At 67.4% G+C, this 12,724-nt stretch carries 10 protein-coding genes and 2 pseudogenes; 5 read left to right on the top strand and 7 right to left on the bottom strand.

Features of this window, described 5'->3' with window-relative positions:
• Positions 1-110 precede the first annotated feature (110 nt).
• The 5 genes and pseudogenes from J3A75_RS22425 to J3A75_RS22400 all read left to right on the top strand — a co-directional run.
• Positions 111-581, top strand: coding sequence for a MarR family winged helix-turn-helix transcriptional regulator (locus tag J3A75_RS22425; RefSeq protein WP_070999868.1), 471 nt, complete (start codon positions 111-113; stop codon positions 579-581).
• Between the two features lie 198 nt (positions 582-779).
• Positions 780-2,267, top strand: a pseudogene (locus J3A75_RS22415) (ABC transporter substrate-binding protein).
• Between the two features lie 82 nt (positions 2,268-2,349).
• Entirely contained in the window at positions 2,350-4,335 is a 1,986-nt protein-coding gene (selB, locus tag J3A75_RS22410) for a selenocysteine-specific translation elongation factor (protein ID WP_070999865.1), read from the top strand.
• A 393-nt stretch (positions 4,336-4,728) separates the two neighbouring features.
• The gene (locus tag J3A75_RS22405; protein ID WP_083374374.1) at positions 4,729-5,262 is read left to right on the top strand and encodes a hypothetical protein; all 534 of its coding nucleotides are present in this window, start codon (positions 4,729-4,731) and stop codon (positions 5,260-5,262) included.
• A gap of 623 nt (positions 5,263-5,885) precedes the next feature.
• Positions 5,886-6,145 (top strand): annotated as a pseudogene (locus tag J3A75_RS22400) (transposase); the annotation flags it as partial.
• Positions 6,146-6,210: 65 nt separating this feature from the next.
• On the opposite strand, the gene J3A75_RS22395 reads toward J3A75_RS22400, so the two are convergent.
• The 7 genes from J3A75_RS22395 to J3A75_RS22365 all read right to left on the bottom strand — a co-directional run bounded on the left by J3A75_RS22395 (position 6,211) and on the right by J3A75_RS22365 (position 12,719).
• Entirely contained in the window at positions 6,211-6,765 is a 555-nt protein-coding gene (locus tag J3A75_RS22395) for a hypothetical protein (RefSeq protein WP_083374373.1), read from the bottom strand.
• A gap of 57 nt (positions 6,766-6,822) precedes the next feature.
• Positions 6,823-7,062, bottom strand: a complete 240-nt coding sequence (locus J3A75_RS22390) for a hypothetical protein (RefSeq protein WP_012320151.1) — start codon at positions 7,060-7,062, stop codon at positions 6,823-6,825.
• A gap of 63 nt (positions 7,063-7,125) precedes the next feature.
• On the bottom strand, positions 7,126-8,163 hold the full coding sequence (locus J3A75_RS22385; RefSeq protein ID WP_070999876.1) for a formate dehydrogenase subunit gamma: 1,038 nt from the start codon (positions 8,161-8,163) through the stop codon (positions 7,126-7,128).
• A gap of 89 nt (positions 8,164-8,252) precedes the next feature.
• Positions 8,253-8,849, bottom strand: coding sequence for a formate dehydrogenase FDH3 subunit beta (gene fdh3B, locus J3A75_RS22380; protein ID WP_012320149.1), 597 nt, complete (start codon positions 8,847-8,849; stop codon positions 8,253-8,255).
• A 16-nt stretch (positions 8,850-8,865) separates the two neighbouring features.
• The gene (locus J3A75_RS22375; RefSeq protein WP_070999875.1) at positions 8,866-11,808 is read right to left on the bottom strand and encodes a formate dehydrogenase subunit alpha; all 2,943 of its coding nucleotides are present in this window, start codon (positions 11,806-11,808) and stop codon (positions 8,866-8,868) included.
• Between the two features lie 7 nt (positions 11,809-11,815).
• Positions 11,816-12,058 (bottom strand): formate dehydrogenase, encoded by a 243-nt coding sequence (locus J3A75_RS22370; RefSeq protein WP_059408429.1) that lies wholly within the window; start codon positions 12,056-12,058, stop codon positions 11,816-11,818.
• A gap of 88 nt (positions 12,059-12,146) precedes the next feature.
• Positions 12,147-12,719, bottom strand: coding sequence for a molecular chaperone (locus tag J3A75_RS22365; protein WP_245295798.1), 573 nt, complete (start codon positions 12,717-12,719; stop codon positions 12,147-12,149).
• Between the last annotated feature and the right edge of the window lie 5 nt (positions 12,720-12,724).

The following is a 12,724-nucleotide window of genomic DNA, read 5'->3' as shown; positions in this document are numbered from 1 at the left end:
TCAGAGCAGAAAGAGCAGGCCCGTCGGACGCGTGTCCCCGTGCACACCGGGCAGCCCGTTGACAACGTCGTTCACGCGTGAATGATTATTGTCTGAACGGAGGGCCGTCAGTGGCGACATCGACCGGGCAACGCGGGCTACGGCTGGACGACCAGCTCTGCTTCGCCCTCTACGCCGCGACGAACTCGGTCGTGCGCGCCTATCGACCGCTCTTGGGCGAACTCGGGCTGACCTATCCGCAGTACCTCGTGATGCTGGCGCTCTGGCAGGACGGCGTGACGGCGGTGCACGACCTTGCCGCCCGTCTGCAACTCACGTCCAGCGCGATCACGCCCCTGGTCGACCGGCTGGAGGGGGCGGGCTTCGTCACCCGGGCCCGCGCCTCGGACCGGCGCGTCGTCCTCATCGCTCTGACGGAGGCGGGCCGGCTGCTGGAGGAGCGGGTCGCCACGGCGCAGCAGGCCGTGGTCTGCCGCACCGGCCTCGGCGACCGCGACCTCGCCGACCTGCGCCAGGAACTGAGGGATCTCGCCGACCGCGTCGCCGCGACGGGCACGGCCCGTGGTGACGTGACGGGTTGAGGATGCACCGCGCGCAGGCGTGCGGGTGAGGCTCCCCACGGGGGCGAACTGAAACCGCGAGGGTTCGAGGCCGGCGTGGCTGACGACCCTGGCGGACCGATCGAGGGCCTGCGCGCACGCACGCGCCCTCCAACCTGTCGGCTCGCGAAGGGCCGGACGGTGCCCGCACGCCATGCGGGTCGAACACGAGGAGGAGACATGGACGCGCAAGCGACCGGGGACCCAGGGGGCGGACAGCCCTGGGGGTCCCACAACACGGTGACGGTGGTCGATCCGTCGCCGGTGAACTGGCTCTCCATCACCTGGAACACGATGGAGGAGGCCAACCGCGTCGATCACGACGGCATCGGCCAGCCGAGCCTCGCCGAGAGCTGGCGCTGGCTCGACGGGGAAACCCTCGAACTCACGATGCGGGACGCCGTCTATCAGGACGGCGAGCCGTTCAACGCGGCGATGTTCAAGCTCGGCTTCGACAAGGTCCAGGAATGGACCAACCCGCACCCGCCGGGCGCCTTCCTGAACTTCGCTCGGGACGTGACCTGCGAGGCAGTGGACGAGCGCACCATCCGCATGCGCTTCCCAGGCGGGGACTCCGCGGCTCTGATGAAGCTGCGCGGCATGCACCTGCCGTCGACACGCTTCTGGAACGAGTGGGGTTTCGTCGATCCGAAGACGGGGTCGGCCGAAGGTCATTGGTGAGTCATCGACGCGCCTGGTCCGTGGGGGACTGGCCCGTTCGTGCTCACCGAGGGCGTCTCGCTCATCGATAGCCGCTCCGACCGCGTGGTCATGGAGCCCAACTCGACGTACTGGAACCCGGCCCGGAGGCCGACGGTCCGGATCGTCTACGACAACGTGATCGGCAAGGCCGAGGGCATCCGGTCGGTGGCGGCCGGTGACGGCCGCGTCGACGTGGTGTTCGACCTGACGCCGGAGGAGGCGCACGCCTTCCCGGCCAGTGAGCACGGCAAGATCCAGACGAAGACCGCGAAGACGATCCTGACGGGCGTCTTCAACGAGACCCGTCCGGATTCGCCCTGGCGGCACGCCGAGGCCCGGCGGGCCCTCAACCTCGCCATCGACCGGCAGTTCGTGCTCGCTCACGGCGCGCACGGCTACGGCACGGTGATCCCGGCCTTCATCCAGCCCGGCCGCTACGGCGCCGATCCTGGCATGAGCCCGTTCCCGCACGACCCCGAGGCCGCGAAGGCGGCGCTCGAAGCGGCGGGGGTGAGTGGGCGGGACATCGTGATCGTCTCGTCCCCCGCCTGGAAGGGTGTGGTCGAGGCGATTGGCCAGTGCCTCGCCAAGGTCGGCCTGGGCTGCCGCTTCGTCAGTGACCGGGGCGACCTGCCGGAAGAGTTCGACGTCAAGCTCGAATGGTACTTCGACTGGACGCCGCAATATCCGGTGGCGTGCGTGCACCGGGAGTTCTTCGGGAAGGACGCGACCCTGCGCCAGGGTCCGGAAGATCCGAAGTTCGACGCCCTCTACGAGAAGCTCCTGCATACGCCGGAGACCGAGACCGAGGGGGTGGTGCGCGAGGTGGAGCGCTACCTGCAGGACGAGGCCAAGGCCCTGTTCCTGTACTCTCCCTTCACCCTGTTCGCGGTGTCGGACCGGGTGGCGTTCACACCCTACGACACCTGCATGTCCGAACTCGCCGAGACCCGGATCAAGGGTTGATGCCTCCGGACTGACGGGAATGCCGGCGCGGGGTGACCTGCGCCGGCCCTCCGCCTCCAACGCCGCTCGGTCGAGGGACAGCATGATCGTCGCGACCGCCGGGCACATCGACCACGGCAAGACGGCCCTGGTGAAGGCGTTGACGGGCGTCGACGCCGACCGGCTCCCGGAGGAGAAGGCCAGGGGCATCACCCTCGATCTCGGCTTCGCCTACGCGCCGGCGAACGGTCGCCTGCGGGTCCCGCTCGGCTTCGTCGACGTGCCGGGCCACGAGCGCCTGGTGCGCACCATGGTCGCGGGCGCCACCGGCGTGTCCTGCGCGCTCCTGGCGGTCGCCGCCGACGACGGGGTGATGCCGCAGACGCGCGAGCACGCCGCCATCCTCGACCTTCTCGGCGTCGACCGCGGCGTCGTCGCGGTGACGAAGGCCGACCGCGCCGATCCCGACCGTATCGCGGCGGTGACCGGGGAAATCCACGCCCTCCTCGCTGGAACGGGGCTCGCGGCGGCGCCGGTCGTCGCCTGCTCGGCGTTGACGGGCGGGGGCATCGACGACCTCGCCCGCCTGCTGGAGGCCGCGACCGGCTCCCCCGTCCCGGCAGATGCGGAGCGCGGCTTTCGGCTTGCCGTCGACCGACGCTTCACCGTGCCCGGTGCCGGCTTGGTCGTGACCGGGGCGGTGCATGCGGGCACGGTGCGCGTGGGCGACCGGCTCCTCGTCTCGCCCGGGGCACGCGAGGTCCGGGTGCGCGGCGTGCGGGTCCACGACGCAGTGGCCGAGACCGCGCGCGCCGGGGAGCGCTGCGCCCTGAACCTGGCCGGTCCTCGCCTGTCCCTCGACGACGTGGGCCGGGGCACGTGGGTCCTGGCGCCGGATCTGCACGGGCCGGCGACCCGCCTCGACGTCTCCGTGCGCGTGCTGCCGCACGAAGCTCTGCCCCTGCGCCACCGGACCCCGGTGCATCTCCATCTTGGCGCGGCGGCGGTGACGGGACGGTTGCTCCTCCCCGGGGCCGGGTCCGTCGAGCCCGGCGCGTCCGCCCGGGCGGTGATCGCCCTCGACCGCGAGGTCGGCGCCCTCGCCGGGGACCGCTTCATCCTGCGCGACGTCTCGGCCGCTCGCACGCTCGGGGGCGGTCGGGTGATCGACGTGGACGGACCGCGTCGGGGTGCCTGGACGCCGGCACGCCGGGCGGTCGTCGCCGCCCTCGACACCGCGGATGACGGTCGCGCGCTCCGGGGACTTCTCGCCACCTCCAAGCCCGGGGTCGACCTCGCCCACCTCGCCCGCCTGCGCAACTTGCCCCCGGCCGCCCTCGATGCACTCGTCGCGGCTGCGGGGGCGGTCGTCGCGGAGGATGGCCCGCGGCTCGCGTTCCAGGGGGCGCGGGTCGCGGCGCTGGCCGCGGGGGCGGTGTCCGACCTCGCCCGGACGCACATGGCGCAGCCCGACAACCCCGGCCTGACCCGCGACGAGATCGCGTCGGCGGTCGAGGCCGGGGAGCGTCCGGCCCTCAAGGCCGCCCTCGATGGCCTCGTGCGGACGGGTCAGGTCATGCGGCGCGGCCCGCTCCTGCACCTGCCCGGCCACACGGCGCGCCTGCGTCCGGCCGACGCCGTCGTCTACGAGGCCGTTCGGGCCGTCTTGGAGGAGGCTGGCCTGGATCAGCCCCGCCTCGCCGTCCTCGCCGACCGCCTGGGCCGCGAGCCGGACGATCTCCGCCGCCTCCTCGACAAGGTGGGTCGCCTCGGATGGCTCCAGCGCATCTCGAAGAACTACTACGTGCTGCCCGACGTGGTCGCCGAACTGGCGCGGATCGCGGACGTGGTGGCGCGGGAACATCCCGACGGCCTGCTGACGGTTGGGCGCTTCCGCGACACGGCCGGCATCGGGCGTAACATGACCATGCCGCTTCTGGAGTTCTTCGACGAGAGGGGCTTCACGGTGCGGATCGCGGAAGGACGGCGCATCCGGGCCGACTGGCGCGTCCTGGCCCCCGCGAACCTGCATGCCTCGCCATTGGAGGCTCCGGGTTCGGCTCCGACGGACCTGCGGGTGTCAGCATGAAGGTGGGGGCGCTTCTCGTGTTTCCGGCTTAAGCGTCCCGGAACGCGCCCTCGTACAGAGCAGCGTGCATCAATTTATCCCACGTCCCGCGTTGACGACTGCTTTTGGGTTTCGTTCGACACAAGTCTGACGGCCGGGTTGGGTCGATAGAAGGCAGTCCGCTTCTCAAATCGACCTTCCGAAGCGTCGTTCCGCTAACGGCCAGACTTGAACACGTGGATAACACGGCTAATCATACGCCGGTCGTTCACGCGCCCCTTGTTCAGGGCGTCGTTCGACACATGCGGTGCCTCATGGGCACGGGTGCTGTCGGTAGCGTAACGTCACTGAATGAAACTCCGAATAATCCTAATTGCAACGATCGTATCCTTAGTGGCAATTATAGTATTTTTCATGACGTATAAAAGCCCTAAACATCCCGCGAGAAACCCGCTTTCCGTCAAGCGCTATGATGTCATCGCCACGTCAAACGCTCCCGAGCCGTGGGATTCTATCGAGGGATACATTGGATATGAGATTGTAAACAGAGAGTGTCTGCCGATTAGTTCGTTCCTGGGTCAGCAAGACGTGCCGAACTTTGGAATCTCCATTGAAATGAAACGCGTAGATGACCATACTTGGAAAGGATATTTCTTCCGTGATGCGTGGCAGGATGCGGATCTATACAACCTCGGCATCTGTCATTGGGACGTCACAAGCGTAGGCATTTCTGCGATTGCCAGGAAAGTGAGGTTCAACTGGAGCCACACGTTAAATACCCTTCTGCGCGACGGTCTTAAAACGAGCTACTTCAAGAAAAGTCTATACGGAGATGCTGGTGCCGTGCGTTATGGTGCGCAGACCTTAACCGTCGAAGACCCCGAAGTACTGCAAAGCCCTAGTGCGTATTTTCCTGTCACTATCGCGGTCAAAACAGGCGTCCATTGAGACGCGCCAATCAAAATATTCACCCAACATTGTGACGCGGCAATATGTTCAAATATGAAGCAATGACTTCATATTTGTTGTAATAGTTAGCCGATCTTAATTGCATACTATACTGAGCATTTCTCTAATATCGATCGGTACTTCGATCATCATGCGTTTTGGAAGTCAAGCTTCCAGAAATTGGTCCGGGCGGCATACAGCTGAATGTCGGCTTTGAAGGACGTCGCGATCCGCGTTGAGCGTCAAAATTGGGTCGGTAGCTGCCGGTCCGCTTTTCCGCTGAACCCTCTCCGAAGCGGACGGGCCGCTTACGGCTGGAGCACGTCACGCCGAACCATCAGTGTACGAAAAACCGGACATTCGGCTTCACGCCCATTGCCGCCGTCCAGCCAAATCCGGCAGCACCCCGCAAGCGGACGCGGGCTGCTCGTCCGGGCGGCTGTCTGGACCGATCCGTGAAACGGGGCTTGAGAAAAGCTGCTGAGCGTCAGGGCGTGCTCCGCGGCTGGACTTGGTGGTATCGCGTCGCACGCGACGTTCGGAGACCACGCCCTTCGGCGGCCGTGAAACGTACGAATTGAAGACCGCCAACCTCTCGCCATTGTCCTTCGAGGTGCATCCACAATCAGGGCTACAAGGGCGAGAAGCGGGCCGCGGCAGCACGCTCGCACGGCATTGCCTTGGAGGGGGCAAGCTGCCAGAGGCCAAGCGCGACTTCGTGCTGCTTCCCCGCCGGTGGGTGGTCGAGCGCTCCTTTGTCGAGGCCAGGTGCTTCCGCCGCCTCGTCAAAGACTATGAGCGCTGTGCCAGACCCCTGGCAGACCTGCACCTCGTCGCCTTCGTCCGCGTCACGCCCAGACAGTTCGCTCGACACGCCACGGGTCTAAAACAGAGTCTAGCTCTGTCAGCAGTTACCTTAACTCAGCATCGGTTGGCGAAGACCGCATACTACTGGGCATAAAATTTCGGATCGAGCGCGGCCAATGCAAGGAGTGGTGGCGGGAGGGCCACACCGTGCGTCCGCATCGTCCGCGCGGCCGAACGGCATCCGAGCTGGTCGTCGGCTGCGGCAGCGGCCTCGACCGTCGCGATGGTGGCCGCGTCCGGGTGAGGTGATGAGGCCGGTTTGGCGGCACTCGGCGCATCCTTCGCCGCCTGGTTCCCCTGCCCGCGCTGGGCATCGGTGCCCGCCTGATTTGGCGAGCCTCCCGGGGTCGGCCCGCTCAAGCCGGATTTCTGCTGGACGTCGCCGCCGGCGGCCGATGGCGTGCCCTGGCTCGCTCCCGAAGGATTCGAGACGGCGGTCGCCTGTTGCGGAGGCGTCGCGGCGGCCTCCTTCGCTGGATTCGGCTGCTTCACGAAGGCCAGAAGCTCCTGGCAGAGATTGGCTGGACGCCCGGTGGGAACGGCTGTGCCGCTCTCCTGCGCGAGGGCGTTGTCCGCTGCGAGCAGGGCCCCTGCCAGGCCGATTGCCTGGGCGAAAGTGCTCAGTCGTCGCTTCATCGGATGCGCTCCTCCTGAAAGCCTGGTCACGTCGCAGTGGTGCTCGAAGGCTGGGCCTCAGGAACGCTTCGGCTGCGAGGCGGCACCCTCGGCTTTTCCATGTGGCTCGCCGGCAAACTCATCGGGAGCGGGGTCGCCGTTCCAACGCGGGCCGACCAAGTTGGTGCCCGGCTCGGAGACCCGCGCACCGGAGGTGGCGAACGCTTGGTAGGCGAACTTCTGATTGCTCGTGAGCGCCAGCATGGCCGCGACGCCCAGGAGAACGGCGGCAAGGACGGCGGCGATGAAAGCTTTCATGTCAGTGGTCCCTGATAGGAGTCCGGAGCATCCGGTGTGACGCTGGGAGGCCAACCCGGCCCGTCACTCGGCCGGTGCCGGGCGGGATCCGAGCTGCGGGCCGCTGGCGGTGCGGGCCTGCTCCTGCTCGACCCAGAGGTCGTGGTGCGCGCGCGCCCAGGCCAGATCGACCTGACCGCTGCCCATCGCGTCGTAGGCGCCCTTCATCCCGAGCGTGCCAATGTAGATGTGGGCCAGGATACCGGCGATGAAGACGATGCCGATCAGGGAATGGATCACCTGCATGATCTGCATCCCGTTGACGTCGACGAGCGCGAACGGGAAGAGCATCATCAGGCCGGTGGCGCCCATGGCGGCGCCGAAGCCGGCCACCATCCAGAACACGCCCTTCTGGCCCGCGTTGAAGCGGCCCGCATGCGGGTGCTTGCTGCCGATGAAGCCGCCCCCCGCCTTGAGCCACTCCCAGTCGATCCGGTTCGGGATGTTGTCCCGGATCCAGACGACGATCATGAAGGCGACACCCAGCATGAAGGGCCAGGCGAGATAGACGTGGCTGTACTTCGCGTACTGGGCCAGCGCGCCGAAGGCCTCCGGTCCGATCACGGGCATCAGCAGCCGTTTGCCGAAGATGTAGTTCAGGCCGGACAGCGACAGGATGATGAAGCACACGGCCGTCATCCAGTGCGTGAACCGCTCGAACGCGTTGAAGCGGAGGATCTTCTTGCCGGATTCCTGGCTGTGATCCGTGATGATGCGGCCGCGCCACAGGAAGAACAGCGCCAGGGCCCCGAGCATGCCGAGGATCACGAGGGCCCCGATCCAGGGCAGCCAGCCCTCGCGGAACATCTGGTACGTGCGGCCCTGCGGCTGGATCAGGTTGGCGGCCTTGCCGTCCGGGATGCTGATGCGCCCGCTGATCTTGGGGGCCTGCCGGAACAGAAGCTCCTCATTGATCGAATCCGCCGTGGGGTTCGCCCCCGTCGGGTTCCGGCCATCGGCCTGGATCGGGTTCTGCGCCTGCGCGGCCCCGCAGACACCCGGTGCCGTCCAGAGCGCCGTTGCCAGGACGAGAGTGCTGAGAATCGTCCATGCCCGCCGCATCGGCGTTCCTTTCAGATCGGTCGAGCGGTCCGCGGACGCTGCCGCGGTCCCTGTTCCGGCGCGCCCCTCAGCCGAGGAGCAGCCCCACATCAGATCGCGATCGTCTCGCGATAGGCCGTCTTCCAGCCCCAGGCCCCCGAGCCGTACCCGCGCTTGATCACCCGCTGCTTGTAGATCTCGGCGATCATCTCGCCGTCGCCCGCGAGCAGGGCCTTGGTCGAGCACATCTCGGCGCAGAGCGGCAGCTTGCCCTCCGCGAGCCGGTTCGAACCGTACTTCTCGTACTCGGCGGTCGAGAGATCGGGCTCGGGGCCACCCGAGCAGTAGGTGCACTTGTCCATCTTGCCTCGGGACCCGAAGTTCCCGACGCGCGGGTACTGCGGTGCGCCGAACGGGCAGGCATAGAAGCAGTAGCCGCAGCCGATGCAGATGTCCTTGGAGTGCAGCACCACCGCGTCGGCGGTGGTGTAGAAGCAGTTGACCGGGCACACGGCCGCGCAGGGCGCGTCGGTGCAGTGCATGCAGGCCATCGAGACCGAGCGCTCGCCGGGCTTGCCGTCGTTGAGCGTCACCACCCGCCGCCGGTTGATGCCCCACGGCACTTCGTGCTCGTTCTTGCAGGCGGTGACGCAGGCGTTGCACTCGATGCAACGATCCGCGTCGCAGAGAAACTTCATGCGCGCCATGATCAGGTCGCTCCTCTCAGGCCGCTCGGATCTGACACAGGGTGGCTTTCGTCTCCTGCATGCCGGTGACGGGATCGAAGCCGTAGGTCGTGACGGTGTTGACGCTCTCGCCGAGCACGACCGGGTCGGTGCCCTTCGGGTAGTAGTCGCGCATGTCCTTGCCCTGGTACCAGCCGGAGAAATGGAACGGCATGAACGCGACGCCTTTCCCGACGCGGTCGGTCACGAGGGCCTTCACCTTCGTCTTGGAGTTGTTCTCCGCGCCCGTGACCCAGACCCACTGACCATCCTTGATGCCGCGCTCGGCCGCGTCACCGGTGTTGATCTCGACGAACATGTCCTGCTGCAGCTCGGCGAGCCACGGGTTGGAGCGGGTCTCCTCGCCGCCGCCCTCGTACTCGACGAGGCGGCCCGAGGTGAGGATGATCGGGAAGTCCCGGGCGACGTTGCGCTCGACCGCGGATTTCTGCACCGAGAACCCGATATTGGGCATGCGGAACTGCCGCTCGTCGGGCCGGGTCGGGTACTTGGCGACCAGATCGGGGCGCGGTGAGTAGATCGGCTCGCGGTGGACCGGCACCGGGTCGGGCAGGTTCCAGGCATTCGCGCGCGCCTTGCCGTTGCCGAACGGCGAGACGCCGTGCTCGAGACAGACGCGCTGGATGCCGCCGGAGAGGTCGGTCGCCCAGCTCACCGTGTCGGGCTTGTCGCCGCCGATCTTCAGGATCGTCGCCAGTTCGTCCGCCGTGAGATCCTTGTCCCACCCGAGCTTCTTGAACACGCCGAGGGTGAATTCCGGATAGCCGTCGGTCAGGTCGGAGCCGTTGGAGTAGGAATCCTCGGCCAGCAGGGTCTCGCCGTTGCGTTCGGTGCCGAAGCGCGCGCGGAACGTGCCGCCGCCCTCCTTCACGTGCAGAGCCGTGTTGTACAGGATGGCCGAGCCGGGATGGCGGATCTCGGGCTTGCCCCAGCAGGGCCAGGGCAGGCCGTAATAATCCCCGCCGACCTCCGGATCGTCCTTCGGCGCCCGCAGGGTGACGAGATCGAACTTCTGCTGGTTGCGCATATGCGCCTTCAGGCGCTCGGGCGACTGCCCGCAATAGCCCGTCGACCAGCCGCCGCGGTTGATCTCCCTCAGGATGTCCTCGGCCAAGGGGACGTTGTTCTCGACCTTGATGTTCTTGAACATCGGGTCGGCGAAGCCGAGCTTCTTCGAGAGCAGGTAGAGGAACTCGTAGTCGTTCTTGGACTCGAAGGCGGGCTTCACGATCTGCTCGCCCCATTGCAGCGACCGGTTGGACGCCGTGCGGCAGCCGTCCATCTCCAGCGAGGTGCAGATCGGCAGCAGGTAGGTGTTGTCCTGCCGGGCATCGAGCGCCGCGAAGGTGGTCGGATGCGGGTCCGCGACGACCATCAGGTCGAGCTTGTTCAGGCCCTCGAGGGCCTCCGGCAGCCGCGTGACGGTGTTGCCGCCATGGCCCGAGATCATCATCGCCCGCGTGGGGCTGCGCTGATCGATCTGTTCGGGCGGGAGGTTCACGGAGTCGAACCAGCGGGTCGAGGTGATGCCCGGGGTCTCCATGTTCTCCTTGCGGGACCGCGCCTTGCGGCCGGCGACCGCGGGAACCTCATCGAAGCGCGACTGCAGCCACGCGTAGTCCACCTCCCAGACGCGGGCCCAGTGCCGCCAGCCACCCTCGACCAGCCCGTAGTAGAGCGGCAGGGTCGTCACATCGAGGCCGAGGTCGGTCGCGCCCTGCACGTTCGTGTGCCCGCGGAAGATGTTGGCGCCCGTGCCCGGCTTGCCGACATTGCCCGTGGCCAAGCACAGGATGCACAGCGCGCGCACATTGGCGGTGCCGACCGTGTGCTGCGTGTTGCCCATGCACCAGATCATGGTGGCGGGCTTCTCCTTGGCGAACTTCTCCGCGATGCGGCGGAGCTGCTCGCCCGGCACGCCGGACACGCGCTCCACTTCCTCGGGCGTCCATTTGGCGACCTCCTTGCGGACGTCGTCCATCGCGTAGACGCGCTGGCGGATGAAGTCCTTGTCCTCCCAGCCGTTCTGGAAGATGTGCCAGAGCATGCCCCACGCGACCGGGATGTCGGTCCCCGAGCGGATGCGCACGTAGTCGGTGGCGTGCGCCGCCGTGCGGGTGAAACGGGGGTCGATGACGATCAGGTTGGCGCGGTTGATCTCCTTCCCGGACAGCACGTGCTGCATCGAGATCGGGTGCGCCTCGGCGGGATTGCCGCCCATGATGATCATGGTCTTGGCGTTGCGGATGTCGTTGTACGAGTTGGTCTGGGCGCCGTAGCCCCAGGTATTCGCCACGCCCGCCACGGTGGTCGAGTGGCAGATGCGCGCCTGGTGGTCGACGTTGTTGGTGCCCCAGAACGCCCCGAATTTCCGCAACAGGTACGCGGCCTCGTTCGTGTACTTGGCCGAGCCGAGCCAGTAGACGGAATCGGAGCCCCACTTCTCGCGGATCTGCAGCAGCTTGTCGCCGATCTCGTCGATCGCCTGATCCCAGGAGATCCGCTGCCACTGGCCGCCGACGAGCTTCATCGGATATTTCAGGCGGCGGTCCGACGAGACCAGTTCGCGGATGGCGGCCCCCTTGGCGCAATGGGTTCCGCGGTTGATGGGACTCGCCCAGGACGGCTCCTGGCCGACCCACACGCCGTTCACGACCTCGGCGGTCACCGTGCAGCCGACCGAGCAGTGCGTGCAGATGTTCTTCTTGATGACCGTCCCCGGCCCGACCGCCGACGAGCCGGCCGCCTCGGCCCTGCGGACGGCGCCGAGCTGAATCGAGCCCGCGGCGGCGAGCGCGCCGGCGGTGAGCCCGGACTTGCGCAGGAACGCACGTCGATCGAGCACGCCGGCCGCGAGACCGGCCGCGACCGCCTGATGCTTGCTGCGGCTGGCCTCGCCGCTCTTCCGCTTCGTCAGCATGGCAGCCTCACTTCGTTCCCGGAGCGGGATCGGGATTCTTCAGGAGCGTCTCGTAGCCGTTGGTCCGGTAGAACGCCTTCACGTGGTCGCTCAGGCGGTACCGGCTGCGCGTCTCGTCCTGGCCCGGGTCAAAGGCCTGGGCCTCCGTCGCAGCCATCGGCGACCCGACCGCCGCGGCGGCCGCCACGGTGCTGCCGCCGAGCGCCCGGAAGAACTGGCGACGACCGAGCGTCTTTGGATCCTGCCGCATCATCCAACTCCCTGAGCGACACCCGCTTGATGAGAAACCCACGTCAGGCGTTTCGGTCACGCTCCGACCGCCACGACCTGCATCCCCGTCACGCATCCATCGCGAAGGCTTCCGCCTCCACCTCCATGAAGGTGCGGCCGAGGCCCCCCACCGCCCGGTAGAAGCGCGCGTTCTTCGCCCGCTCGAGATCCCCGAAGAAGCGCTCGACCCAGGGGGCGAGATGCCGGCCGAAGAAGCGCGCCTGTGCCGCCGGCTCGGCCGCGAACCGCCCGCCGGCGAGCCCCGCCATCACGTCCAGCAGGAAGGCCAAATGGTCCTCCGGCTCGCTCATGGCCTCGTCCCGCGAGAGGCCGAGGGCCGCGAGATCCTCTCGGACCAGCGCGAGCGGGCGCTCGTTGAGGAAGCCGGTGAGATAGTAGGAGGCGTAGGGGAGAAGCTCGCCCCGGCCTACGCCGATGAACAGCGCGAAGAACTCGCGCTCGACCCCCGCGCCCGTCGCCTCTGCCGCCGCGCGGCTCAGATCCGCGACGTGCTGGCCGAGGATCCCGTCGCCGCCCGGGAGGCCGGCGAGCGTATCGAGCAGGTCCTGGCCGGGCGGGCGTCCGAGCAGGACGGCCAGGAGGTCGTAGTGCCGCGCGCGGAGCCCATCGACGTCGTCCACGCGGC

This window comes from Methylobacterium sp. PvP105 (genome assembly GCF_017876975.1).
GTDB classification, from domain to species: Bacteria; Pseudomonadota; Alphaproteobacteria; order Rhizobiales; family Beijerinckiaceae; genus Methylobacterium; species Methylobacterium radiotolerans.
The sequence above is the reverse complement of the archived record's forward strand: the minus strand, read 5'-3'. Positions and strand labels throughout refer to the sequence as shown.